Here is a 26301-nt window from a genome sequence, read left to right as displayed (position 1 = left end):
AAAAATTATGAAAGATAAAAAAACAGTTGGTTTTACCCTATTTCTATTTGCTTTATTATGTCTTATAGGATATTTACTTTTATCATTTTTAAAAGAAAAAAATGAAGAAGCCTTCGCTTTAGTATTTTTTCTTTGCATAATAGGACTTTTAATATTATTTATTTTAATAATAAGGCCCCTTATAGAAATGCAAAAAGATAAAAAAATTACTGAAGAATTAAATGAATATGTAAGAAAATATAAAAAAAATAAAAACCCTCAAGATTTTTATAATAAACTTTTAAACATAGAAAACAAACCTAAAACAAAATATGGCAGAAATATCTATCACTTTAATTTATCAACAGCCCTTTTAAATTTAAAAGAATTTGAAAAAGCAAAAGAAGAATTAGAAAAAGTGGACTATAAAAACGATAAAAGGCTTAAAAAAATAATAGAAGGGCAAAAACAAGTAATAGACCAAAAAAAAGAAAAAGCAGAAAAAGAAAAAAATACAAAGAAAGAGCCAAGATAAAATCTCGGCTCTTTTAAATTGCTTATAAAAAAATGGTGCCGGAGGCGGGACTCGAACCCGCACGGTGTTGCCACCACCAGATTTTGAGTCTGGCACGTCTGCCAATTCCATCACTCCGGCAAGACTATGATTTATTTTAACAATATTTTTTTAATAATGCAAATAATTTAAAAAATATTCCTATGATATAATAAGTTTTGAGGTGATTAGTTTGAATAAAATATTAATAATAGATGGTTCATCCTTATTTTTTAGAGCTTTTTACGCTCTGCCCCTTTTAAAAAATAAAAAAGGAATGTATACAAATGCAATTTATGGATTTATTTCCATGGTTGAAAATGCAATAGATAAAATAAATCCCGCTTACATAGCAGTTTGCTTTGATAAAAAAGGAAGGACATTTCGCCATGAAATCTATAAAGATTACAAGGGCACAAGACAAAAAACTCCTTCAGAACTAGAGCAACAGTGGCCCCTTGTAAGAAAAATTTTAGATTACATGAACATAGTTACAATAGATTCTCCCGTATATGAAGCTGATGATATTGCAGGCACTCTTGCTCAAAAAGCTTCAGAAAAAAATTTTGAAGTTTATCTTTTAACAGGAGATAAGGACTATTTTCAGTTAGTAGATAAAAATACAAAAGTCCTTTTAACAAGAAAGGGCATAAGTGATATTGACATTGTAGATGAAGAATACTTAAAAGAAAAATATAACTTAAGGGCAAATCAATTTATAGATTTAAAGGGTCTTATGGGAGACAGTTCCGATAATATTCCTGGAGTTCCAGGAGTTGGAGAAAAAACAGGCCTTAAACTTTTATATGACTTTGAAAACCTTGAAGGAGTATATGAAAACTTAGACCAAGTTTCTGGAAAAAAATTAAAAGAAAAATTGGAAGAAAATAAAGCTCAAGCCTTTATGTCCAAAAAATTGGGAACAATTATAAGAAATGTTCCTATTGAAAAAAATTTGGAAGATTTTGAAAAAAAAGACTACAATTTTGAAGAACTTTTAAAACTCTATAAGGATTTAGATTTTAACACTCTTTTAAAAAGACTTCCGGAAGAATATCAAAAGGAAAAAACTGAAACTGTTCATGAAGATATATTTGAAAGGGGAAACTATGGTCTTGAGAAGCTCCTAGAGGCTTCACAAGAGGAGCAAATCTTATTCTTTAAGATAATCACCGACGGGAAAATATATGAAGGCACAGAGCCAATTAAGTTTGTTTTAGGAAGTGAAAAATTAAAGCCTATAATAATTGACTACAATAAAGAAAATTTAAATCTTTTAAAAAAAGTTTTTGAAGATGGGAAAATTAAAAAAATAAGCTACGACATAAAAGAAGACATAATAATCCTTCTTTACAACAAAATTGATATAAAAAACATCTATCATGACAGCCTTGTAGCAGAATATATCTTAGATTCTACCAAGACAGATTTTGATATAAACACCATATCAGGGGAATATTTTTCAAAGGGCTATAAAAGTGATGAAGAACTTTTAGGTAAGGGAAAACTAAGAAAAAAATATGAAGATTTAAGCTTAGAAGAATTGGAAAAATATTTTGCCTTTTATTTAAACACCATAAAAAAAATCTATAAGCTTCAAATAGAAAAAATTGAAAACTATAAAATGACAGATCTTTACTATAATATGGAGCTTCCCCTTACAGAAGTCCTTGCATCTATGGAGCTTACAGGAATAAGAACTGAAGAGAGCATTTTAAATGAAATCGGAAAAGATTTGGAGATAAAATTAAAAAAACTTGAAGAAAAAATATATGAAGAAGCAGGAGAAGAATTTAATATAAACTCTCCAAAACAATTGGGAGAAATTTTGTTTGATAAATTAAAATTTCCAGTCATAAAAAAAACCAAGACAGGATATTCCACATCAGCTGAAGTTCTTGAAAAATTAGTTGACCAAGGGGATATTGTAATAGACGTTTTAGAGTACAGAAAACTTTCAAAATTAAAATCAACTTATGTCGACGGCCTTATAGAGCTTATAAATAAAAAAACTGGAAGAATTCATTCCCATTTTAATCAAACAGTAACATCCACAGGAAGACTTTCATCAACGGAACCTAATTTACAAAATATACCAATACGTTCAGAAGAAGGTAGACTTTTAAGAAAGGCATTTTTAGCATCAAAGGATAGCCTTCTTGTAGACTGCGACTATTCACAAATAGAACTTAGAATTCTTGCAAGTCTTTCAGAAGATGAAAACATGGTAAAGGCTTTTAAAAATGGAATGGATATTCACAGTAAAACCGCCTCTGAAGTTTTTGGAGTAGATATTGAAAAAGTTACAAGAGAAGAACGTTCAAGGGCAAAGGCTGTAAACTTCGGAATAGTTTATGGAATTTCCGATTATGGACTTTCAAGGCAATTAAATATTCCAAGAAATCTTGCTAAAGAATATATAGACGGCTATTGGGAAAAGTTTCCAAAAGTAAAAGCCTATATGGAAGAAGAAATAAAAAATGGAAAAGAAAAGGGCTTTGTAAAAACAATTTTCAACAGAAGACGTGACATACCAGAACTAAAAGCAAAAAATTTCAACATAAGACAATTTGGAGAAAGAATAGCCCTAAATACACCTATACAAGGCTCTGCAGCAGACATAATAAAAATTGCCATGGTAAAAGTTTATAAAGCCTTAAAAGACAAGAAAATGAAAAGTAAATTAATTTTAACAATCCATGACGAACTTGTAGTAGATGCAAAAAAAGAAGAACTTGATCAAGTAAAAAAACTTATGGTGGAAATTATGGAAAGTGCGAAAGAACTAAAAGTTCCCTTAACAGTTGATCAGGAAGTGGGAGAATCTTTGTATGACACAAAATAATAAAGGACCTTTAATAATAGGGCTTACAGGGTCAATAGCAACGGGAAAATCAGCATTGACATCAATCTTAAAAGAATTGGGCTACTATATAATCGATTCAGATAAAATTGCAAGAAGGGTATCGGAAAAAAAAGAAGTACTTGATCAAATTGAAAAAGAATTTGGAAAAGAAGCCATAAAAGACGGACAGATAAACAGGGAATATTTAGGAAAGAAAGTTTTCGGAAACGAAGAAAATTTAAAAAAAATAAATAGAATTATACACCCTAAAGTTTATGAAGAAATAATAAAAAGCATAATTCCAGGCATAAATTTTTTGGACATTCCTCTTTTATTTGAAACTTATGAAGAAGGAAAAAGCTACGGTTTAAAATTTAATGAAATATGGCTTGCCTATACACCGGAAGAAATACAAATAAAAAGACTTATGAATAGAGATAAAATAGATAAGGATTTTGCCATTAAAAAAATAAGATCTCAAATGTCCATAGAAAAGAAAAAAGAACTTAGCGACCTTATAATAGATAATTCAGGAAGCCTTGAAGATTTAAGAGAAAAAGTAAAAAAAATAGTAAAACAAAAGGAAAAAGAATATGAAAATTTTTACAAGAAAACCCAAATATAAATTGACAATAAGTGTTTTAATTTGTATTCTATTAGGCACCTTAATAGGCGGGCTTTTTGGACAAAAAAAATTAGGAGCCTTAATAGGAGCTTTAACAGGACTTCTTCTGGGAGTATTCGTAGAGGGAAAAAGATTCGAATGAAAATTCTTTTTTTAATTCTTATATTTTTTATTTATGAAATTTATCAGCTTTCATTTATAAAAGTAAAAAAAATAAAAATTAAACTTGGATTTAGGGCTGTGCAAATAAGTGATTATCACAACAGCCCTTTTATAAATTTAAAGCTTTTAAATAAAAAATTAAAAAAAATAAATCCTCAAATAATATTTTTGACAGGGGATATAATTTCAAGAGATACAAAAAATTTTCAAAGGGCAGAAAAATTTATAAAAGCATTGAAAATAAGAGAAGATATAAAAATATTATTCGTAAAGGGAAATCATGAATATGACAATAGAAAATATGGAGAATTTTTAAAAATCTTAAGAAAACATAAAATAATACTATTAGACAAAAATCCTTTAGAATATAAAAATGTAAAAATTTATGGAGAAGACTTTGAAAGTTTCCAAAATTTAAAATTGGAAAAGGGGAAAAATATTTTATTAACTCACGCACCAGAAAAGGCTATTGACGGAAGAAATTTTAATTTAATATTAGCAGGTCATACCCACGGAGGGCAGGTGAGATTTCCCATATTAGGGCAAGTAATAGGAAATAACTTTAAACTTTTTCCAAAATATTCCATGGGACTATATAAAATAAATAAAAGCCTCCTTTATGTAGATGGAGGACTTGGAGGAAAAATAAATTTCAGAATTTTAGATCCTGTAGGAATTACAGTAATAGAATAAAAAAAGACCGTTAGATTTTTCTAACGGTTTTTATATTGGCAGGGGTAGCAGGACTCGAACCCACGACACTTGGTTTTGGAGACCAATGTTCTACCAACTGAACTATACCCCTAAAGTTTGAATGCTTTTATATCTTACCAAATGAAAAAGTTTTTTTCAAGATTATTTTACAATTATGTAAGCCTTAATTTCTTCAAACTTTTTTTCTCCTATACCGGGTAGATTTTTTAAGTCTTCAATTTTTGTGAAGTAATTATTTTTTCTATAATTAATTATTTTTTTAGCCATCTTAGGCCCCACGCCTGGAATGTTTTGAAGCTCTTCCTCATCAGCCCTATTTATGTCTATAAACTTTTCTTCACCTTCATCACCTTCCTCTTTTATAAGAGAAGGGACGACAATTTTTTCTTCATCCTTAAGTTTTTGAGCAAGATTTAAAGAATTAAGGTCAGCATCTTCAAGAGGGCCTCCTGCTTTTTCAATCAAATCTTTTAGTCTTTCATCTCCCTGAATTTCATAAAGACCAGGATTTTTAACTCTTCCGCTTATGTGGACATAAATTGAGGAATCTTTATTTTCGTCAAAGGTTCCGGAATTTAAAACTTTTCCGGAATCCTGTGACATTTCTAAATTTTTATTTTCATATTTTTTATAAAAAAATCCAAGGGTCAATAAAATTATCAGACCCAAGATCATAAATTCAACTTTTGAAAATTTCATCCTATATTAAGTGCAATCTCCATCATATTTGTAAAAGACTTTTCTCTTTCTTCGCTTGTAGTTTCCTTTCCGGACACAAGGCTGTCTGAAACCGTTAAGATAGAAAGAGCCTTTGCTCCATTTTTATTTGCGTTGCAATAAAGGCCGTAAGATTCCATTTCAATAGCAAGGACATTCATGGCTTGCCACTTTTTCCAATTTTGAGAATCGGCATTATAAAAAATATCCGCAGATAAAACATTTCCCACATGAACAGGTAAATTTTTATTAATACATTGGTCATAGGCTTTTTTCAAAAGATCAAAAGAAGAGATGGCACTGTAAGTTCCCTTTAAATCATATTGATCTGCAAAATTTGAATTTGTGCAGGCACCCTGTGCAAGGACAATATCATATAAATTTAAATTTTCATTTATAGCTCCACAAGATCCCACTCTTATAATATTTTCAACTCCATAAAAATTAATAAGCTCATAAGAATAAATACCTATGGAAGGAATACCCATGCCTGATCCCATAACGGAAATTTTTTTGCCCTTATATAGACCTGTAAAGCCCAGCATATTTCTCACATCAGTAACAAGTTTAGCATTTTCCAAAAAGTTTTCTGCAATAAATTTTGCCCTGAGAGGATCTCCCGGCATTAAAACTGTTTTTGCAAAAGCATTGTCTTTTGCATTTATATGTGGTGTAGTCATAAAAACTCCTTTTAATATTATTTTCAAGAGTATTTTATATTAATGAAGCTTTATCTTCAAGATGCTATAATATTTTAGAGGTGATTAAATGAAATTTAAAGAAAAAATAAAAGCTTATGCAAAACTTGTTATGGTTAAGGGCTTGAATATTCAAAAAGGTGATATTTTAGAAATAAATATTCCTGTAGAAAGAGCAGACTTTGCAAAAGTTTTGTGTCAAACAGCCTATGAAATGGGAGCAAAAAAAGTTTTTGTGGATTATAGGGACACAGACCTTTCAAAGCTTGACTACACTTACCAAGATGAAGAAAGTCTTGCTGAAGTTCCTCAATATCTTATAGATAAATCTGAGCTTAAAATAAAAGAAAAATGGAAAAGACTTTCAGTAACGGGAGAAGACCCCTATGCCTTCGAAAATATAGATAAAAATAAAATAAAAATAAGAAACATAGCAGTTTCAAAAGCCATGAAAAATTATTATGACAAAATGATGGCAGACTATATTTCCTGGTGTGTAATAGGAGCTCCAGTTCTTAAATGGGGAAAAGTTGTATTTCCTGAATATGAAAATCATGTGGTAATAGAAAGACTTTGGGATTTAATATTTAAAACTGCAAGAGTTTTAGAAGGAGATCCAATTGAAAATTGGAATGAACACATAAAAACTTTAAAAAATCGTGCAAAATATATGACCCAAAGTAAATTTAAAGAACTTCACTATAAATCAAAACTTGGAACAGATTTAAGAGTAAAACTTCCTGAAAATTATATTTTTGAAGGAGCAGAAGAAATAAATAAAGATGGTCAAAAATTTGTTGCAAATATTCCAACAGAAGAAATTTTTTCCCTTCCTCATAGACAAGGAGTAGATGGAATAGTATATGCAACAAAACCCTTAAATCACAACGGAAGCCTGGTAAAAGATTTTTGGTTTAAATTTAAAGATGGTCAAGTTGTAGAATATGGAGCAAAAGAAGGAAAAGAAGTCTTAGAAAATATTTTAACAGCAGATGAAGGAGCAAAAAGGCTGGGAGAAGTTGCCCTTGTTCCATATCATTCACCGATTTCTCAAACGGGAGTACTTTTTTATAACACCCTTTATGATGAAAATGCTTCATGCCATTTTGCCCTTGGAGCAGCATATCCAAATTGTTTAAAGGGAAGTGAAAATATGTCTGAAGAAGAACTTTTACAAAATGGAGTAAACGACTCTTTAGTTCACGTTGACTTCATGGTAGGAGACGAATCAACGGAAATTATAGGTATAAAAGAAAACGGAGAAGAAGTAGAGATTTTTAAAAATGGCGATTTTGTAATTTAAAAATTTTATATATTTAAATTAAACCTTAACAATAAAAGTTAAGGTTTTTTAATTTGAAAAAATATTTTATAAAAAAATTTATTTTGTTTTCTCACACAATACACGCGGACCGGTAAAATGGTCCCTAGAGTCTTACATAAGTTTTGTAGGAACAAATTTATTGGTCCGGCGCCGTAAGGCGACTTAAATAAGATAAAAAATGAAAAAGAAAAATATAAAGAAAAAATAGAAAAAACAAAAACAAAATGCTTCACGTGAAGCGTAAAAAATATTATCTTAATTTTTTAAAAAATTTTTTGAGAGAAGCTTTGTGCCTAATACATAGATACGTATGTTATAATTAAAAAAGGGTGAATTATGTATCAAGCACTATATAGAAAATACAGATCTAAAAATTTTGATGAAATTGTAGGTCAAGATCATATAAAAAATGCCATTAAGCATCAAGTTAAAAATAAAGAAGTTTCTCATGCTTATTTATTTTCAGGCACAAGGGGAACGGGAAAGACTTCCATGGCAAAGATTTTATCAAGGGCTGTAAATTGTCTGCATCCTGTTGATGGCAATCCTTGTAATGAGTGTGAAGTTTGCAAGTCCATATTAAATGGAACAAACTTAGATGTTGTGGAAATGGATGCCGCAAGTAATAACGGTGTTGATGATATTCGTGAATTAAAGGAAAAGGTGGTTTATCCCCCATCCCAATCAAAATATAAGGTATATATTATTGATGAAGTTCATATGCTGAGCAAGGGAGCTTTTAATGCTCTTTTAAAAGTTTTGGAAGAACCTCCGGAATATTTAATTTTTATTCTTGCTACAACGGAGCCGGAAAGAGTTCCCCAAACTATTTTATCAAGGACTCAAAGATATAATTTTGTTAGAATTTCTATTCCTAAAATAATTGAGAATTTAAAAGATATTTTACAAAAGGAAAATAAACAAATAGATGAAAGAGTCTATACGATTATTGCAAATGCTGCTGATGGTTCCATGAGAGATGCGGTTTCTCTTTTAGATAGACTTGTAGCTTCAAGTCCAGATTACATTTCCTATGAGGATGCCATTTCTATTTTAGGCATGACAACTGAGGACAATCTTTTTGCTTTGGCAAGGGGTATTTTAAACAGGGACTCTGATAAAATTATTAAGCAAGTTGCAAAGTTATCTGATGAGGGAAGGGATTTAAATGTTCTTTTAGATGAAATTATCACTTTTTTCAGAAGGATATTAATTGCAAAAGAAGTTAAAGATCCCAAGGAAATTTTATGGGTTAGCGATTTGGAAAGTTATTTAAATTTAGCTTCAGAATTTTCTTTAGGTTTTATTATTGAAATTATAAATTCTTTAAATACAGCTAAGGAAAAAAGCAAATTTGCTACTAATAAGAGAATTATTTTAGAGCTTTCTTTAATTGAGCTTTGTAACGGTGGAGATTCTCTTTTAAGTCGCCTTGAAAATTTGGAAAATAAGATAAAATTTTTGTCTTCTAAAGATTTAAAAAAAGTTCAAAGTGCAAATTTTGAAGCTCAAACTGAAAATCAAAAAAAATCTTACGATAAATCTTATGAAGATTATCTTGATTCTATGGCAGAAGATAGTTTTCAAGGTCAAGAGGAAGATTTTGACGAGATTTCAGTTCCCGAGGGAATGTTTATTGAATCCGAGGAGAATTTGAAGGAAGAAAAAAATCAGGAAGAAGTTTTGACACAAGATGGAGATTTTGATTTAGATAAACTCATAAGTTTAGCATTAGAAAACAATCTACTTATAATGTCCATAAACTTAAAAGAAGCCTCTTCTTGCTATTTAGATAAGGATAGACTTACCATAGATTTTATGGAAGAAAAAAACTTACAGTATGATCTTATTAATAGGGAAGATAATATTAAAGCTATTGAAAAAATTTTAAAAAAAGAATTTAATAGGGATATAAATATAAAATTTCAACTTAAAAAAAATATTGAAAAGGAAAAAGCTATAGACAAACTTTATGATTTGTTTGGAAAAGAAAATATAGAAAGGAATTAAAAATGGCAAAATTTCAAGGATTTCCCGGTGGTGGGAACATGAACAACATGATGAAGCAAATGCAAAAGCTTCAAAAACAAATGGAAGAAATGCAAGATAACCTTAAAGAAGAAACTACAAGTTTTACATCAGGTGGCGGAGCTGTTGAAGCTACAGTTAACGGTCAAAAAGAACTTTTAAGTATTAAACTTGATAAGGATGTGGTTGATCCAGATGATGTAGAGATGCTTGAAGATTTAATTGTTGCAGCTGTAAATGGAGCTTTAAAGGAAAGTGATGAAAAGGCTGCAAAACAAATGGGAAAATTAACCGGAGGTTTAAACATTCCGGGTCTTGGCCTATGAGTCAAAAACCCATTGAAGAATTAATTAATGAGCTTTCAGGTCTTCCAGGTATTGGAGAAAAAACAGCTCAAAGACTTGCTTATTATATTTTGGATTTAGATGAAATAAATGTAAAAAAATTATCGGATTCAATAATTAATGCAAAATTAAATACAAAAAGATGTTCAATTTGTTGTAATTTTACTGATGGAGATCCTTGCAGCATATGCTCTGATTTAAATAGGGATTCTTCTACTATTTGTATTGTAGAATACCCAAAGGATGTTTTAGCAATGGAAAGGACCGGAGCTTATCATGGCCTTTATCATGTTCTTCACGGAACCATAAAACCTTTAAGGGGAGTATCCCCAGATGATTTGACTATAAGTGAACTTATAAAAAGATTATCTAATCCGGAAATTAAAGAAATTATTGTTGCAACTAATCCTACAACTGACGGAGATACTACTGCTATGTATTTAAAAAGACTTTTAAGTCCTCTTGGAATTAAAACTACAAGAATTGCATATGGCATTCCTGTGGGAGGAGATCTTCAATATTATGATGAAGTTACTATTTCAACTGCATTAAACAATAGACAAGAAATTTAAGTGCCGGCAAGAGCCGGTATTTTTTAAACTTATTTATAGCTTATTTATAGAAGTGGTCTTTAATGTTATAATTTTATAAGGGGTATTTATGAGAGATATTTACTTAATAATTATAATAATTATTTTAATTACTATTCAAATGAGTTTAATTGACATACAAAAAGAAATAAGGGAGATAAAAAGGGGTAATCATGGAAAATAAAAAACGTCTTATTCTTTTTTCAAAGGAAGACATAGATAAAAGAGTAGTTGAACTTGGGAAGATTTTAACTGAAGACTATAAAGATAAGGATCTTTTAGTTATTTCTCTTCTTAGAGGTTCATTTATTTTTGCTGCTGATCTTGTGAGAAATATTGATTTAAAACTTGAAATTGATTTTTTAACAACTACAAGTTATGAAAATGAAGAAAAAAGTTCCGGTATTGTAAATTTCCTAGGTGGACTTAGAAGTAGTGTAAAAGACAGAGATGTTTTAATTGTTGATGATATTGTAGATTCAGGAAATACTTTAAAGGCTGTAAAAGAAAAAGTTCAAAAGATGGGTCCCAAAAGTCTTAAATCTTGCGTTTGTTTAAACAAACCTTCAAGAAGAGAGGTAGATGTTGAACCAGATTATGTAGCTTTTACCATTGAAGATGTATTTATAGTAGGCTATGGTCTTAATTACGGGGACTATATGAGAAACGTTCCTTATATTTTTACTTATGAGAACAAATAGAAAATATCTTAATGTTTTCAGCGTTAATATCTTTTGTCTTATCTTCGGCATACTTTTTTTGACCATAGGAAATTCTATACAAGACAAAAATTTTTTCCTGGGAACTTTTATTACTGAGGTTTTTATCCTCCTTATCCCTTCTTTAATAGTTGTTAATTTAAGTGGAAGGGCTAAAAGTATTTTAAATATAAACAAAATAAGCTTTACAGATTTATTTTTAGTTATCTTAGTAACTATTTTGTCCTACCCCATAATACTTTTATTTAACGGCATATTTTTGACTTTAATTTCAAAGTTTGTGGAATTTAATAATTTTTCCATGGATCTTTTTACCAAGTCGGAAATTAAAAAATATTTTATTTTTGTATGTTTTTTACCTTCTATTTGTGAAGAAATTTTTTTCAGAGGGGCAGTTTTAAGCTCTTATGACATTTACGGAAGAAAATTTGCTATTTTTATGAGTTCTTTTGTCTTTGCCATCAGCCATTTTGACATACAAAATTTTATTGCGCCCCTGCTTTTAGGTATATTATTTTCAAACATGATGGAGCTTACAGGCTCAATTTTTGCTCCTATAACTGCTCATTTTACAAATAATATAATTGCAATTATCTTTGCAAAATACTTGAATGACTACTTTTTTAAATTTTTATCTGCTACTAATTTTTCAAGAGAAATAGGCAGTGTGGAAGTTTTTACAATAGTTGTTTTGACTTTTGCAAGTATTATAAGTTTTTTTGCCATAAGATATATTTTTAAATACATGAATAAAAAGAGAAAAGTAAGTGAAATAGGTAAAAAATACAGGAGTCTTAGAAACATTGAACTTTTCAGTTTTATTCCTATATTTGCTGAAATAATATTGTATTTAGTTTATAATTTTCAAATTTTTAGGAGGTAGTTATGTCTATAGAAAAAGCAGTTGAATTAATAAAAAATTCAAAAAAGATTTTTGCTTTGACAGGAGCAGGAATATCCACTGAATCTGGAATACCTGATTTCAGATCTGAAACAGGATATTACTCAAAAATGGATCCTATGGCAGCTCTATCTAAGGATGTTTTGTTAAAAAATCCTAAAAGATTTTATTCTGAGGGCTATGTTATTTTATCCGATTTAAATGACAAATCTCCCAATCAAGGCCATATTGCTCTTAAAGAATTGGAAGACCTTGGATATTTACAGGGAATTATTACACAAAACATAGATAATCTCCATACAAAAGCAGGAAGCTCAAATATTTATGAAGTTCATGGTGAAACAAGAGATGTAAGATGCATGTCTTGTGGAAAAGTTTATCCCTTTTCTTATATGAAAGACCAAGTGGAAAAAAATATAATTCCACCTAAATGTAATTGTGGAGGAGTAATAAGGCCAAATGTTGTAATGTTTGGGGACATGATGCCTGATGATTTTACAAGGGCGGCACAAGATTTGGAAGATGCAGACCTTTTAATAGTTATAGGATCGTCCTTACAAGTTTCTCCTGTAAATTATTTGCCCAGATACGTTAAAAATTTAATTATAATTAACAATGATCCTACGCCTTTTGATTCCTATGCACAAGTAGTAATTCATGAACCTGCGGGAAAAACTTTAAAGAAAATTATAGAGGCTCTTAAATGATTTATGGTTCTTTTGCTGAAGTTTATGATGAACTTATGTGGGACTTAGATTATAAAAAACTTGCAAATTTTATTAAAGAAGAAATAGAGGGAAAGACAATTCTTGAAATGGCTTGCGGAACCGGAACAATTATAGAGCTTCTTGAAGATAAGTATGAGATGGAAGGTTTTGATCTATCGGAAGATATGCTTGCTATTGCAAGAAATAAAGTGAAAGCTCCCCTATATAAGTTAGATATAAAGAATTTTAATATGATGAAGACCTATGATGGAATTTTATGTCTATCGGACAGTTTGAATTATATTTTACAAACAGAAGACTTAGAAAATATTTTTAAAAATGTTTATAAACACCTAAACAATGAAGGCAAATTTATTTTTGATTTAAATACCCATGAAAAGTTTTTATCTATGGAAAAAATTTATGTGGATGAATCGGAGAATGCTTTTTATGTTTGGGAAGATTACTATGATGAAGATAAAAGACTCAATACTTATTATGTAAATTTTTTTATAAGGGATAAGGATAAGTATAAGAGAGTTACTGAAGAACATATTGAAAAAGCCCACGATTTAAAAAAAATAGAAGCTTATTTAAAAAGAGCGGGCTTTGATATAAAAAAATATAATGACTACAATAGAGAGGGTGACGTTAAAGGGTCTCATAGGATGACCTTTGTTTGTAAAAAATGGGAAAAATAATAAGTACAATTTCAAAAGATGGGCTTGTAAAAGCAAAATTTGCAGATACAGGAGATTTAGTAGAAGAAGCAAGAAAAATTCATAATTTATCTAAAACTGCTTCTGCAGCTCTTGGTAGGACTTTAACTGCTGCAGCAATTATGGTGAGTGGTTTAAAGAACAAAGAAGATTCCCTTACTGTAATTATTGCAGGAGATGGTCCGGGAGGAAGAATAGTTGCAACTTGTCAAAATGACGGTTATGTAAAAGGTTATGTGGAAAATCCTGACTTTGACTTACCTATAAGACAAAGTGATAATAAAATTGATGTTGCTGGTTTTGTGGGAAAGGGCCTTTTAAAAGTTACAATGGACCTTGGGATGAAAGAACCTTATGTGGGACAAGTTCCCTTAGTTAGTGGAGAGATTGCAGAGGATTTTGCAAATTATCTTTTAACCTCTCAGCAAATTCCTTCCGCTGTTGGACTTGGCGTTTTAGTAGATAAAGACTTGTCTGTTAAAAATGCAGGAGGATTTATTCTCGAGCTTATGCCAGATTGTCCAGAAGAAATTATAGAAAAAATTGAAAGTTCAATTATATCTCTTGGCAATATTACTTATTTATTGGAAAATTTTACTCATAAAGAAATTTTAGATAAAATTTACGGGGAAATTGAATATTCCATTTTAGAAGAAAAAGAAGTAAGTTACAGATGCAACTGCTCCAGAGAAAAAGTTGAAGATTCTTTAGAGTCTTTGGGAGAAAAAGAATTAAGGGAAATTATTGAAGAAGATGGTCATGCTCATGTTGAATGTTATTTTTGCAACAAGGAGTATGATTTTACAGAAGAAGAATTAAAAAATATACTAAAGAGGATTACAAAATGAATACTAAAAATACACGTTTTATAACAACTTGTGCAATTTCCATTGCACTTACTTATTTATTTACTTGGGTAGTTAGAGTTCCAGGACCTGTTACAGGAGGTCTTGTACATCTTGGGAATGTTCCATTTTTTATAACAAGCATCTTACTTGGACCTACACCTGGTGCCATAGCAGGAGCTGTTGGTATGGGACTTTTTGACATTACATCAGGATGGGGAGCTTGGGCGCCTATAACAATAATAACAGGAATTATAATGGGTCTAGGAATGGGAAAGATTACTCATAAAAAACTTTCTTTTAAGAAACTAATGGCTGCCTTTATATTTGCTCTTATAATTAAAGTTTGTGGATATTATATAGGAGAATGCATTATGTATAAGAGTATGGCTGCACCCCTTGCAAATATACCTGGAAATATTGTTCAAATTTTATTTGCATCAATTATTGTAACCTTAATAATAAATCCTATAAAAAAAGCTCTTACTTCTATGCACTTTGACTTAAACAATTAAAAAATAATAAAAAATAAACCTGCAAAATTTTGCAGGTTTATTTTTTTAAAATTCTATTGAATTTAAAATTTCTTTTAACTTTGGAATAATTTCCTCAAGAGTTCGATCAATCATAGGATTTTTAATTTTTCCAATTTCCATAAGTTTAAAGAAAGATTGAGATCCTCCCGCTTTACATAAAGTTAAATATTCAGAAAAAGCTTTTTTGTGATCCTCTAAATTCTTAATTAAATATTGAAAAGCACAAACTTGGGCAAGAGTATAATCAATATAATAAAAAGGAACTGCGAAAATATGACCTTGTCTAAACCAGAAAGTTCCCTTGTTTAAAAACTCATCATCATAATCAAGATCAGGTCTATATTTCATTTCTATTTCATGATATTTTTTCTTTCTTTCTTCAGGACTTACATCAGGGTTTTCATAGACAAAATGTTGAAACTCATCAACAGTAGCACCATAGGGCAAGAACTCTATGGCACCCTTTAAATGTCTGTATTTAAATCTATTTACTCCCTTACCGAAAAATAATTCCATCCAGGGCCAAGTGAAAAATTCCATGCTCATAGAATGAATTTCACAAGCTTCATAAGTTGGAAATCTATATTGAGAAATTTCATAATCCCTTGACATATACATTTGAAAAGCATGTCCAGCTTCATGAGTTATAACTTCAATATCACCTTGAGTGCCATTAAAATTTGAAAAAATGAAAGGCACTTTATACTTATCAAGGCCAGTACAATATCCGCCAGCTTCTTTTCCAGGCTTTGCCACAAGATCCATAAGTTCCATAGAGGTCATAAGATTAAAAAATTCGCCGGTTTCTTTAGAAAGCTCATTGTACATTTTTTTAGCATTTTCAACAATAAACCCTTCATCACCAATGGGATTTGCATTTCCTTCGTTAAAATCAATAGTCCAATCATAATATTTAAAATCTTTTATTCCGATTCTTTCTTTTTGAATTTTTCTAAGTTCAACTCCAAAGGGGGTAAAAGTTTTTAAAATATAGTCACGATATTTTTTTACATCTTTTGAATTGTAATCAGTTCTGTATAAAAATTTATATTGTAAATCAACATAATTTTTAAAGCCTAAAGCCTTAGCCATATTGTTACGAACTTTTACTAAATCATCATAAATTTTATCAAATTCTTCTTCATGGTCTTTAAAAAATTCATTTTGTTTTTTATAGGCATCTATTCTTATATCCCTGTCTTTACTTTCAAGATAGGGTTTCATTTGCGCAAGATTTAATACCTTACCATCAAATTCAATTTGTGCGGAAGCTATAAGCTTATCATATTTTGTAATAAGTTTATTTTCCTCTTGCATAAAGGGAATAGCTTCTTCCTTCATAACCAAAGAACAATCCAATAAATTTAAAAATTGTTCACCAGTAAGTTTTTTAAGTTCATTAAGATTTTTTGAACTTAAAATAATTTTTGCGACTTCCACATCTATATTTGCAACTAAGGGATATAAATCATCTATAAATTCCTTTTCTGCATCATAAAACTTATCCCTTGTATCAATGGAATGTCTTATGGAAACAAGAGTGCAATTAGTAGAAAAATCATCTTTATATTTTTCAAAATTTAAAATTCTTTTATACTGTTCTTTTACATCTAAATTATTAAAATCATCAAAATTTTCATGAAAGACTTTTTTATATTCATCAATGTTCGGTCTTTCATAGGGCATTTCTTTAAATTTCATATTTACCTCCAATTATTCTTTTTTTATGTTAACACAAAAATAAGTCTTTTTAAATTAAGGAAAATATACGAAATTAAAAATTTTTTTATTTTTTACTAATTTAGTACAATAATTTAAAAAATTTTATTTAAAAAGTTTAATTTAGTAATTTATAGGGGTATAATGTAAATGGAAGAAGTTTTAGAAAAAAAAGGAGGAAGATAAAATGGAAAAAGATTATAATTTTTTTGATCAATTATATGCTTCTCAAAAAGAAATGATTGATAGCTGGTCTAAAACTTTACAGGATTTTGGGGGAAGTTATGGAGTTCCTTTTAATGTAAAAAATCCTATGGAAACCTATGAAAAGTTTATCGGCTCTATGAAAGACAGTCCGTTTTTTTCTTATAGGGGAGATCCGTCAGAAGTTTTAAATAAAATAAAACAAGGATCTGAAGTTTACTATAAGATATATGACCTTTACAAAGAAATTTATGACAAAAATTTTAAGCCCACCCAAGAAAGAATGAAAAAAATTTTGAATGATTATGAAAAAAATGTAAGAAACTATATGGGAACTTACGTTTCTGCTTATCTTCCTAAAGAAGTTCAAGAAATGTTTGACAATGCCTATGAAATAAAAGATGCTTATGAAAAAACTATGACAAGTTTTTACGGACCTTGGGCTGACACTATTAAAAAAATGACAGATTCTTATGTTGAAGGTACTTTTAAGGATCCTGAAGGATTTTTAAAATATTTTGATGAATGGAAAGAAAACTATAACAAAACTTTCGGAAAACTTTTGAATATGCCCATGGTAGGTATTTCAAGAAAAACTCAAGAAGAAAGGCTTCAAACTTTAGATAAATATATAAGATTTATAACTTATACAGCTGAACTTACAGTAAAACTTCAAACAATTGTAAACGAAACAACTCAAAATGTAATTAAGGATTCTTTTAAGCTTCTTGAAGAAGGACAAGCTCCAAAGACTTTTGATGAATTTTATGATTTTTGGAAAACTTCTCTTTCAAATAATTTTGACAAAGTATTTTATTCAACGGAATTTTCAAAATTTTTAGGAAACTTTGTAGATTCAGTTTTAACTCTTAAAATTCAAATGGATAAAGTAATTGAAGATTCTTTAAAATATATGCCAGTACCTACAAATAAGGATATGGACTCACTTTATAAAACGGTGCATGAACTTAAAACCGAAATTAGAAAAATGAGAAGAGAATTTAGAGAGCATAAAGACGAAAGTGAACTTGACAAAGAGCCAAAAGCTGATAAATAAGGAGGCTATTAATGGACAATATGTTTAAAATGGATTATGCTCAAAACTTATCCCAAATGATGGAGACTCAAAAAAAGATGGCAAAGGGTTTGGAAACTTTAATGAATGTAGACTATTCAGGAGCTAATCAAACTCCAAAAGAACTTGTATTTCAAATGGATAAGATGAAACTTTATCATTATGAGCCAAGAGTTAAAGACATAACAAAAACACCTTTAATTGTAGTGTATGCCCTTGTCAACAAGGAATATATGATGGATTTGCAACCTGATAAATCTATGATGAGAAAACTTCTTGACGGTGGAATAGATGTTTATATTATAGACTGGGGTTATCCAACAGCTGATGACAGATATCTTACTTTAGGAGATTATATTAACGGATATATTGATGAAGCTGTAGAATTTGTAAGAAGAAAACATAAAATTCAAAAAGTCAATATAATGGGAATTTGCCAAGGCGGAACTTTTAGCTTTATATACACTTCACTTCATCAAGAAAAGGTAAAGAACCTTGTATCTTTAGTAACTCCAATAGATTTTTCAACTGACGACGGACTTTTGTTTAAATGGGGTCCATATTTAAATGCAGATAAAATTGTTGAAGCCTTTGGAAATGTTCCAGGAGATTTTATGAATGCAGGATTTGTATTATTAAAGCCTTTTGATTTAATGGTTGATAAATATGTAAGCCTTATTGATATTTTAGATGATGAAGAAAAGATGGCAAACTTCCTTAGAATGGAACAATGGATATTTGATTCACCTGACCAAGTTGGACAAGCCTATAAAGAATTCCAAAATGAAATGTATCATAACAATTCTTTAGCTAAGGGTGAACTTGTTCTTGAAGGCAAAAAAGTTGACCTTAAAAATGTAACTTGCCCAGTTCTTGTTATGTTAGGTAAAAAAGATAATCAAGTACCGCCTGATGCTACAAGACCTATACCTAAACTTATAGGTTCTAAAGATTGTGAACTTGTGGAAATAGATACAGGGCATATAGGACTTTTCGTTTCAGGAAGAAGTCAAAGAGAAGTAAGTCCGAAAATAATTAAATTCTTAAAAGAAAGAGATTAAATAGGCAAAAAATAAAAGAAATTAAATTAGCAGGCTTTGCCTGCTTTTTTTATAAAAAAAGTCTTGACTAATTAAAAGGGCTTATGTATAATATCCATGTTAAAGCCAAAGACAGTAGGGACTTATGTTTAAATATCCTACCGAGGTAAGAATTAAAGAAACGAAAATTCTATCTCACTGGCTTTAGTGGGATTTTTTATTTTATGGGGGTGAAACAATGAAAGAAGAGAAACTTCAAGGTAAACAAGCCCTAGTTGACGAAATTAAAGAAAAGATTCAAGGTGCACAAAGTATTGTACTTATGAATTATCATGGACTTAATGTAGAAGAAGTAACTGAACTTAGAGCTCAATTTAGAGAATCTAATGTAGATTACAAGGTTTACAAAAACACTATGATGAGAAGAGCTTTTAATGATCTTGGAATCACAGGATTTGATGAATTTTTAAAAGGACCATCATCAATTGCTTTTTCAATGGAAGATCCGGTTCCGGGAGCAAAAATTGCATCAAAATTTGCAGAAAGCCATGAAGCACTGGAAATTAAGTCAGGTTATGTAGACGGTAAGATTATCGATGTTAAAGAAGTTGAATCCCTTGCAAAACTTCCAGCTAAGGAAGTATTAATTGCACAAGTACTTGGTGGATTAAATGCTCCACTACAAGGATTTGCTAACGTATTAAACGCAAACTTAAAGGGACTTGCAGTAGTCCTTGGTGCTATCAGAGATAAGAAAGAATCTGAAGCAGCATAATTATTAATTAAATTGGAGGAAATAAAATGTCAGAAAAAGTAGAAAAATTAATTGAAGAAGTTAAAGGACTTACAGTTCTTGAATTATCAGAACTAGTAAAAGCATTAGAAGAAGAATTTGGTGTATCAGCAGCAGCACCTGTAGCAGTTGCAGCAGCAGCACCAGCAGGCGGAGCAGCAGCACCAGCAGCAGAAGAAAAATCAAGCTTTGATGTAGTTATTACAGAAGCAGGACAAGAAAAAGTTAAAGTTATTAAAGTAGTTAAAGATATTACAGGACTTGGACTTAAAGAAGCAAAAGCTCTTGTAGACGGAGCACCTAAGGCTGTAAAAGAAGGCGTTTCTTCTGATGAAGCTGATCAAATTAAAGCTAAACTTGAAGAAGTTGGAGCAACTGTAGAAGTTAAGTAATATAACTTATAAAAAATACCGTGATTTTGCGGTATTTTTTTTATTTAAAAACATAAAAATTAAATTGTAAATTTTTATTAAAAAAAATATAAAAACTCTTTAAAAATATTTTCTTGTATATTATTTTTTTTACCTCTATAATTAATGTGTCAGGGGAGCTTTTGCTGAGATTAGGATTTCCTTAAACCCTTTGGACCTGAACAGGTAATGCTGTTTGGGAAAAGTCTGCCTCTATTTGTAGAGGTTTTTTTTATGTAATTTTATAAGGAGGTAATTTTATGAAAATTTCTATTGCGATACAAGTTTTGCCTACAACTAAAGAAGCAAGCTCAAAATCTGTTGTTGAAGTTGTAGATAAAGTCATTGAATACATTGAAAGTCAAAAAGTAAATCATATAGTAACACCTTTTGAAACGGTAATAGAATTAGATGATTTTAATAAAGCTTTTGAAATTTTAAAAAATTGCGTAAAACTTGCAGGAGATTTATCGGAGCAAGTGGCATGTTATAGCAAAATATTTTATTCTGAACAAGGAATCCTGACAATTGATGAAAAAATCGGCAAATATCAAGGATAATTTATCTGCTGCTTCTCTGATAATAGTAATTTTAATAATTTGGCAAATTGTAACCCAAACAGGTCTTGTAGGTCCATTTTTACTTCCTAAACCCTTGGATGTGGTTAAGGCATTTATTTATGATATGCCTACAATTTCATCTCATCTTTTGACAACTCTATCAGAAGCTTTTTTAGGACTTTTTTTGGGAGTTTTGTTAGGATTTATAGCTGCTTTAATGATGGATTTTTCAGATGGAATCTATCATGCTCTTTATCCTATATTGGTTCTTACTCAAACTGTTCCTACGGTTGCCATTGCACCTCTTTTGGTTCTTTGGATGGGATACGGTATTTTGCCTAAAATTGTTTTAATTGTAATAGTAACATTTTTTCCAGTTGCTATAAGCTTGCTTGAAGGATTTAAGCAAGTTGACGTGGATAAAATAAAACTTTTAAAGGCTATGGGAGCGGATAAATTTAAAATTTACAGGTATATTAAGCTTCCTGAAAGCATGGGAAACTTTTTCAGTGCTTTTAAAATTGCAGTTTCTTATTCTGTAGTTGGAGCTGTAATCGCTGAATGGCTTGGAGGCTTTAAGGGCCTTGGCGTTTATATGATAAGAGTTCAAAAAAACTATTCTTTTGACAAAATGTTTGCGGTTATTTTTTTGATATCAGGCATCTCTTTAATACTTATGAAACTTGTAAGTATACTTCAAAAGAAAATGATGCCCTGGATTAAGGAGGAAAAATGAAAAATTTAAAAAAAGCATTAATAATTGCTTTAGCAGGAATTACTTTAATGGGGTGTTCAAACACAAAACCCCAAGAAAATAAAAAAGAAGGAGAAAAAAATCAAGAACAAAAAGTTGAAAAGGTAAGCTTTCTTCTTGATTGGCAACCTAATGTAAATCATGCAGGACTTTATGCAGCAATAGATAAGGGATTTTTTGCAGAAGAAGGAATTGAAGTTGAAGTTAACCAACCTCCTGCAAATGGAGCAGAAGCTTTAATAGCTTCAGGAAAAGCTGACTTCGGTATATCTTTTCAAGATACAATAGCACCGGCATTTGCCAGCGATAAACCTCTTCCTGTTACAGCAGTTGCTGCAATAATTAATCATAATACTTCAGGAATTGTTTCTGTAAAAGATAAAAACATAAAATCACCTAAAGATATGGAAAATCACAATCATTCAACTTGGGGACTTCCTGTGGAACAAGCAATTTTAAAACAAGTTGTGGAAGATGACGGAGGAGATTTTTCAAAAGTAAACTTAGTTCCAGGAGATGTAACAAATACTCTTGCAGCAATTCAAGGAAAAGACATTGATACCGTTTGGATTTTTTATCCCGTTGACGGTGTAGCAGCTGAAGTTAACAATATCCCTATAAATTATTTTGCCTTTAAAGATATAAATCCAGTATTTGACTACTATACACCTATTCTAATTGCCAATAACGACTTTTTAAAGAATAAAGAAGATGTGGCTAAAAGATTTATGCGTGCCTTAATAAAAGGATATGAATTTGCAATTAAAAATCCTGATGAAGCAGCAGAAATTCTTGTAAAACAAAATCCGGAACTTGATAAAGAACTTACAAAAAAAGGTATGGAATATATAGCTGATAAGTATCAAGCAGACGCTGAATATTTTGGACAAATTAACGGACAAAGATGGAATAATTTTTATGCTTGGCTTTGGGAAAATAAATTAATTGATAAAGAAATTCCTAAAGATTTCGGTTATACAAATGATTTTGTAAATCCTGAAAAATTAAAATGAGTGAAGAAAATATAATTTTAAAGGTTGAAAATGTAGATAAGTCTTTTGATGAGAAAAAAGTTCTTGAAGATATAGATATATATTTAAACAAGGGAGAGCTTATCTCCCTTGTAGGAGTTTCCGGAAGCGGAAAAACAACTTTATTTAATATTATTGCAGGTCTTTTAAAACCAGATAAGGGAAAAGTTTTTTTAAAGGGACAAGATATAACGGGTATTTCAGGAAAAGTTTCTTATATGCTACAAAAAGACCTTCTTTTGCCTTACATGTCAATAATTGACAATGTAGGACTTCCTCTTGTACTTAGGGGAAAAAATAAAAAAGAAGCAAGAGAAGAAGTAAAAAAATTTTTTAAGGAATTCGGACTTGAAGGCACAGAAAATTTTTATCCCTCAGAGCTTTCTGGGGGCATGGCACAGCGTGCAGCACTTTTAAGGACCTATGTCTTCAGCAATGAGGTTGCCCTTCTTGATGAGCCTTTCAGTGCCTTAGATGCCATAACAAAATCATCGATTCATAAATGGTATAAAAATATTATAAAAGATATAGGACTTTCTACAATTTTTATAACTCACGATATAGAAGAAGCCATAAAACTTTCAAACAGAATTTATATCTTGGGAAAAAATCCCGGGAAAATTATTGAGGAGCTTAAAATTGAAGAGGGCTTCGGACAGAATTATTTTGAAAATAAAAAATTTATAGAATATAAAAAATATATTATAAATAAACTGGATAAAATAGAAGCAAATGAAGATTAAAAAATCCTCCTTAGGAAATTTCCTAAGGAGGATTTTTTAATACTTTAAGAATTTTTTTCAGAATCTTTGTCAATAATTACATTTTCGGATTTTTCTTCTTTCAATTCTTTTTTCAAATCTTCAAGACTTGTTTTTTTAGAAGCCTTATTTAAATCTTTAATATAATCTTTTAGATCCGCCATATTATTTTCTTTTTCAGCCTTTGCTTCAACATTAATATTGTTTAGATAAGTATTTAAATTAATATGCTCATCATCATACAAATTTTTAATAATCTCATCAATGTTGGGAGTGTTTTTTCTAACAAGGGCGGTTCTGATTTTTGAAAGGATATCAAATTTTTGAGGATTGTATGAATTTGTAAGTTTTTCAATATCTTCAAAAACTATATTTTCAAGGGAAGTATTATTTGAATCACTAGAAACTCCAAGTGTGATTTGACCTATGGAAGATGATTTCATAAAATTAAAAGAACTTTCACTTAAAATATCTTCGCGTTCATAGGGAATATTATTTTTCTTAGCCCTATTTTCAAGAGCTGCATTAACTTTCATATCCATAGTTGCAATTATGCAATAGTCAAAATCAAAGAAGATAAATTTTTCGTCAACAATCATTTCTTTAATTAAAAGTCTTTCAGGATTTTCCTTTGCAAGATTCCAAAGCTCATCAATTATTTTATCACTGACCAAATAAATTTTAAATTCAGTTTCTAAAAGAGTCTTTACTCTTTCAAGTACAATTTCTCCTCCGCCAAAGACAATTATACTTTTGTTTTTAGTATCGATTGTAATAGGTAAGTATCTCATATTTCCTCCTTGGTTAATTATATCACAATGATAATATAAGTCATGTATTAATTTTTTATATTTGCAATTAACTTGTAATAAAATCAAAAATTAAGCTGTGGTATAATATAAGTACGAATGGAGGTATATAATGAAAAATTTAAAAAAGATAGTTGCATGCACTCTTGCCGCAGCCACTCTTATCCCTGGTGCAGCATTTGCTAAAAGCTTTAGCGATGTTAAAAGTAATGGACCTTATGGGTGGGCATATGATGCAATAGATGTTTTAAGTGACAGATCTATTATTGCAGGATATCCTGACGGAAAATTTAAGCCAGATAAAGAAGTTTATTTTCTTGAAACTTGTTCTCTCCTAAAAGGAATTATGAATCCTTCAGATACTGAAACTAAAACTGCATTAAATAAATACAAAGATTTACTTAATAAATTAAAAGTTGATGATTGGGCTAAAGAGGCCGTTGCAGTTTGTCTTTATAGAGATGTTTTCAGCGAAGATACTTTGAAGATAGCACATAATAATAAAATGTTTGATGCTAAAAAAATTGAAGTTCCTTATAGAAAAGATATTGCTGTATTTTATGCAAAGGCTTTAAAGCTTAAAAGAGATTCAGACCACAGCGTCTTAAAACACAAAGATATTGGAAATTTAAAAGATTTCACTAAAGATTATCTTACAAGCCTAGTAAAAGCAAACATATTTACCGCAACAGGTTCAAACGGTAAATTTGAAGGTGAACGTGGAATAAGACGTTCTGAAATGGCAATAATAACAAAAGCATCTTATGATTATACAGCTAAACAAGAAGTAGAAACTATAAGCGGAAAAGTTTTACTTGCTTCAACTGTAAATGATATGAACAGAGTTATTATTGAAACATCTATAAAGAGATATTCTTTTGCCTATGACGCCAACACAAAAGTTACTTCAAATGGAAAAGTCCTTTCTACAAAAGATATTAAAGAAGGACAAACTGTAAAAATTTCTTATGTTCAAGGAAACATAAATGGAGTCGAAGGACTTGCAAAAGAAATTGAAATAACTGACATTATGGAAGGTTTCGTAGGATATGTAAGTGACATTTCAAGTAATGGATTTACTGCAAGATATGCAAGTAATTCTACAAATGTTGATTATACAAAATCTGAATCAATTCCTACAACAAATATAGGTTCTTATTATTTGGAAACACCAGCAAATATTTACATCTTAGGCTACAAATCAAACTTAGGACAAATAAAAGCTGGAGATCTTATTGAATATAAGACAAACTCTCAAGGTAGAGTAACTGATTTATATGTAACTCCAAGAACTGGAAATGTTTCAGGTTTAATTAAATCTATAGGCAATGTTTTACCTAATTCACAAATAAGAGAATTTACTTTAACTTTAAATGACGGAAGAGATTACAAATTCTATGCAAAAGTTGATTCTTACGGAAAAAATCCGCTTTTAGATAATAAAAAAGTTGGAGATAATTTCTACGCTCCTACAAACTTCAGGTATATAGGAGAAAACTTAGTAAATCAAAATCAAGGTGCTACAGTTTTCGGAAAAATAACTGATTTTTCTATAGACAATGCAAGAAATGCAGGAACTTTAACAATTGCAGATTATGCTACAAATAGAAGCTATTCCTATAACATTGTAAATAACAATGCTTATTGGGGAATGTCAGACTCTAAAATAACTAGCATTTCTGGAAATAATCTTAGAAGCGGAAATGTTTATGCTATTTTAACTTTAAAAGGTAATAACATAGAAACTATGAGATTTTTTGATAACAGCTATGATTCAAGAGGTTACGGAATTTATAAAGTTACAGCTTTTAAAGGAAGAGATAATCTTTCTAGCCTATACCAAAAAGATCTTTTCACAATTATAAATTCTCAACAAATAGTTTCCAATACAAATTTAAGAACTTTAGATAGAGAAACTTTTGAAGCTCAAAACATCAATCTAAGAGATGGAGAAAGAGGAGATTTCATAGTTGTAGTTCAAGAAAACCTAAACTCTTATAGACCTATTTATATCACCCCTGTAATGTATTTATATGGAGTATCTAATAATCCTTATTATAGCAATGGGGGAGGACGCATCTTAGATATAAGATAAAATTAAAAAATTATCAGCCTTAAAATTAAGGCTGATTTTTTTTA

General features: G+C 30.0%; 28 protein-coding genes, 2 tRNA genes and 1 other annotated feature. Of the genes, 24 read left to right on the top strand and 6 right to left on the bottom strand.

Annotated features, from left to right (window positions below):
• The first annotated feature begins 7 nt into the window (after positions 1-7).
• Entirely contained in the window at positions 8-514 is a 507-nt protein-coding gene (locus J2S72_RS02255) for a hypothetical protein (RefSeq protein ID WP_023055596.1), read from the top strand.
• A 33-nt stretch (positions 515-547) separates the two neighbouring features.
• Here the strand turns inward: J2S72_RS02255 and J2S72_RS02250 are convergent.
• Positions 548-634, bottom strand: a tRNA-Leu gene (locus J2S72_RS02250).
• Between the two features lie 85 nt (positions 635-719).
• Here J2S72_RS02250 and polA point away from each other — a divergent pair.
• From polA to J2S72_RS02230, 4 genes are read left to right on the top strand one after another with little or no spacing between them, the layout of a single operon-like run.
• The gene (gene polA, locus J2S72_RS02245) at positions 720-3377 is read left to right on the top strand and encodes a DNA polymerase I (RefSeq protein ID WP_036739436.1); all 2658 of its coding nucleotides are present in this window, start codon (positions 720-722) and stop codon (positions 3375-3377) included.
• Entirely contained in the window at positions 3364-4002 is a 639-nt protein-coding gene (coaE, locus tag J2S72_RS02240; RefSeq protein ID WP_307494904.1) for a dephospho-CoA kinase, read from the top strand. Before polA ends, coaE begins: the two co-directional genes overlap by 14 nt.
• A complete protein-coding gene (locus tag J2S72_RS02235; protein ID WP_023055536.1) occupies positions 3971-4144 on the top strand; it encodes a glycine zipper in 174 nt (57 codons plus the stop codon). The genes coaE and J2S72_RS02235 overlap by 32 nt, the downstream gene beginning before the upstream one ends.
• Positions 4141-4857 (top strand): metallophosphoesterase, encoded by a 717-nt coding sequence (locus J2S72_RS02230; RefSeq protein ID WP_023055521.1) that lies wholly within the window; start codon positions 4141-4143, stop codon positions 4855-4857. Before J2S72_RS02235 ends, J2S72_RS02230 begins: the two co-directional genes overlap by 4 nt.
• A 36-nt stretch (positions 4858-4893) precedes the next feature.
• Here the strand turns inward: J2S72_RS02230 and J2S72_RS02225 are convergent.
• The 3 genes from J2S72_RS02225 to deoD all read right to left on the bottom strand — a co-directional run bounded on the left by J2S72_RS02225 (position 4894) and on the right by deoD (position 6275).
• Positions 4894-4969, bottom strand: a tRNA-Trp gene (locus J2S72_RS02225).
• A gap of 50 nt (positions 4970-5019) precedes the next feature.
• Complete coding sequence (locus J2S72_RS02220) at positions 5020-5577, bottom strand: ComEA family DNA-binding protein (protein ID WP_023055617.1); 558 nt, start codon at positions 5575-5577, stop codon at positions 5020-5022.
• Entirely contained in the window at positions 5574-6275 is a 702-nt protein-coding gene (gene deoD / locus J2S72_RS02215; RefSeq protein ID WP_023055568.1) for a purine-nucleoside phosphorylase, read from the bottom strand. Before deoD ends, J2S72_RS02220 begins: the two co-directional genes overlap by 4 nt.
• Before the next feature lie 88 nt (positions 6276-6363).
• On the opposite strand from deoD, the gene J2S72_RS02210 reads away from it, so the two are divergent.
• From J2S72_RS02210 to J2S72_RS02165, 10 genes are all read left to right on the top strand, one after another.
• A complete protein-coding gene (locus tag J2S72_RS02210) occupies positions 6364-7596 on the top strand; it encodes an aminopeptidase (RefSeq protein WP_023055505.1) in 1233 nt (410 codons plus the stop codon).
• Between the two features lie 357 nt (positions 7597-7953).
• Entirely contained in the window at positions 7954-9627 is a 1674-nt protein-coding gene (gene dnaX / locus J2S72_RS02205; protein ID WP_023055549.1) for a DNA polymerase III subunit gamma/tau, read from the top strand.
• 2 nt (positions 9628-9629) lie between these two features.
• Positions 9630-9971, top strand: a complete 342-nt coding sequence (locus J2S72_RS02200) for a YbaB/EbfC family nucleoid-associated protein (RefSeq protein WP_023055610.1) — start codon at positions 9630-9632, stop codon at positions 9969-9971.
• The gene (gene recR, locus J2S72_RS02195) at positions 9968-10561 is read left to right on the top strand and encodes a recombination mediator RecR (protein WP_023055512.1); all 594 of its coding nucleotides are present in this window, start codon (positions 9968-9970) and stop codon (positions 10559-10561) included. The genes J2S72_RS02200 and recR overlap by 4 nt, the downstream gene beginning before the upstream one ends.
• Positions 10562-10752: 191 nt before the next feature.
• Entirely contained in the window at positions 10753-11280 is a 528-nt protein-coding gene (gene hpt / locus J2S72_RS02190; RefSeq protein WP_023055588.1) for a hypoxanthine phosphoribosyltransferase, read from the top strand.
• 58 nt (positions 11281-11338) lie between these two features.
• Positions 11339-12181, top strand: a complete 843-nt coding sequence (locus J2S72_RS02185) for a type II CAAX endopeptidase family protein (protein ID WP_307494903.1) — start codon at positions 11339-11341, stop codon at positions 12179-12181.
• A 2-nt stretch (positions 12182-12183) separates the two neighbouring features.
• Complete coding sequence (locus J2S72_RS02180) at positions 12184-12906, top strand: SIR2 family NAD-dependent protein deacylase (protein WP_023055543.1); 723 nt, start codon at positions 12184-12186, stop codon at positions 12904-12906.
• A complete protein-coding gene (locus J2S72_RS02175; RefSeq protein WP_023055573.1) occupies positions 12903-13607 on the top strand; it encodes a class I SAM-dependent DNA methyltransferase in 705 nt (234 codons plus the stop codon). The genes J2S72_RS02180 and J2S72_RS02175 overlap by 4 nt, the downstream gene beginning before the upstream one ends.
• Complete coding sequence (gene hslO / locus J2S72_RS02170) at positions 13595-14473, top strand: Hsp33 family molecular chaperone HslO (RefSeq protein WP_023055604.1); 879 nt, start codon at positions 13595-13597, stop codon at positions 14471-14473. Before J2S72_RS02175 ends, hslO begins: the two co-directional genes overlap by 13 nt.
• Positions 14470-14985, top strand: coding sequence for an ECF transporter S component (locus J2S72_RS02165; protein ID WP_307494902.1), 516 nt, complete (start codon positions 14470-14472; stop codon positions 14983-14985). Before hslO ends, J2S72_RS02165 begins: the two co-directional genes overlap by 4 nt.
• A gap of 45 nt (positions 14986-15030) precedes the next feature.
• Here J2S72_RS02165 and J2S72_RS02160 read toward each other — a convergent pair whose 3' ends face one another.
• A complete protein-coding gene (locus J2S72_RS02160) occupies positions 15031-16707 on the bottom strand; it encodes a M3 family oligoendopeptidase (protein WP_307494901.1) in 1677 nt (558 codons plus the stop codon).
• A 205-nt stretch (positions 16708-16912) separates the two neighbouring features.
• Between J2S72_RS02160 and J2S72_RS02155 the strand changes: the two genes are divergently transcribed.
• The 8 genes from J2S72_RS02155 (at position 16913) to J2S72_RS02120 (ending at position 23335) form a co-directional block, all read left to right on the top strand.
• Positions 16913-17986, top strand: coding sequence for a poly(R)-hydroxyalkanoic acid synthase subunit PhaE (locus tag J2S72_RS02155; protein ID WP_023055513.1), 1074 nt, complete (start codon positions 16913-16915; stop codon positions 17984-17986).
• 11 nt (positions 17987-17997) lie between these two features.
• Positions 17998-19065, top strand: a complete 1068-nt coding sequence (gene phaC, locus J2S72_RS02150; RefSeq protein WP_023055556.1) for a class III poly(R)-hydroxyalkanoic acid synthase subunit PhaC — start codon at positions 17998-18000, stop codon at positions 19063-19065.
• Between the two features lie 87 nt (positions 19066-19152).
• Positions 19153-19273, top strand: a sequence feature (ribosomal protein L10 leader region).
• 9 nt (positions 19274-19282) lie between these two features.
• The gene (gene rplJ / locus J2S72_RS02145; RefSeq protein ID WP_023055570.1) at positions 19283-19819 is read left to right on the top strand and encodes a 50S ribosomal protein L10; all 537 of its coding nucleotides are present in this window, start codon (positions 19283-19285) and stop codon (positions 19817-19819) included.
• Positions 19820-19845: 26 nt separating this feature from the next.
• A complete protein-coding gene (gene rplL / locus J2S72_RS02140; protein ID WP_023055552.1) occupies positions 19846-20229 on the top strand; it encodes a 50S ribosomal protein L7/L12 in 384 nt (127 codons plus the stop codon).
• Between the two features lie 278 nt (positions 20230-20507).
• Complete coding sequence (locus J2S72_RS02135; RefSeq protein ID WP_023055561.1) at positions 20508-20807, top strand: thiamine-binding protein; 300 nt, start codon at positions 20508-20510, stop codon at positions 20805-20807.
• Positions 20779-21543, top strand: a complete 765-nt coding sequence (locus J2S72_RS02130) for an ABC transporter permease (RefSeq protein ID WP_023055534.1) — start codon at positions 20779-20781, stop codon at positions 21541-21543. Before J2S72_RS02135 ends, J2S72_RS02130 begins: the two co-directional genes overlap by 29 nt.
• Positions 21540-22574, top strand: coding sequence for an ABC transporter substrate-binding protein (locus J2S72_RS02125; RefSeq protein ID WP_023055550.1), 1035 nt, complete (start codon positions 21540-21542; stop codon positions 22572-22574). The genes J2S72_RS02130 and J2S72_RS02125 overlap by 4 nt, the downstream gene beginning before the upstream one ends.
• Positions 22571-23335, top strand: coding sequence for an ABC transporter ATP-binding protein (locus J2S72_RS02120; RefSeq protein WP_023055489.1), 765 nt, complete (start codon positions 22571-22573; stop codon positions 23333-23335). The genes J2S72_RS02125 and J2S72_RS02120 overlap by 4 nt, the downstream gene beginning before the upstream one ends.
• A 44-nt stretch (positions 23336-23379) precedes the next feature.
• Here the strand turns inward: J2S72_RS02120 and J2S72_RS02115 are convergent, their stop codons facing one another.
• Positions 23380-24144 carry a precorrin-2 dehydrogenase/sirohydrochlorin ferrochelatase family protein gene (locus tag J2S72_RS02115; RefSeq protein WP_307494900.1) on the bottom strand — a complete coding sequence of 255 codons (765 nt, stop codon included), beginning with the start codon at positions 24142-24144 and terminating at the stop codon, positions 23380-23382.
• A 130-nt stretch (positions 24145-24274) separates the two neighbouring features.
• Between J2S72_RS02115 and J2S72_RS02110 the strand changes: the two genes are divergently transcribed.
• Positions 24275-26257 carry an S-layer homology domain-containing protein gene (locus J2S72_RS02110; protein ID WP_023055203.1) on the top strand — a complete coding sequence of 661 codons (1983 nt, stop codon included), beginning with the start codon at positions 24275-24277 and terminating at the stop codon, positions 26255-26257.
• Positions 26258-26301: the final 44 nt, after the last annotated feature.

The organism is Peptoniphilus koenoeneniae (assembly GCF_030812875.1).
GTDB classification, from domain to species: Bacteria; Bacillota; Clostridia; order Tissierellales; family Peptoniphilaceae; genus Peptoniphilus_B; species Peptoniphilus_B koenoeneniae.
The sequence above is the reverse complement of the archived record's forward strand: the minus strand, read 5'-3'. Positions and strand labels throughout refer to the sequence as shown.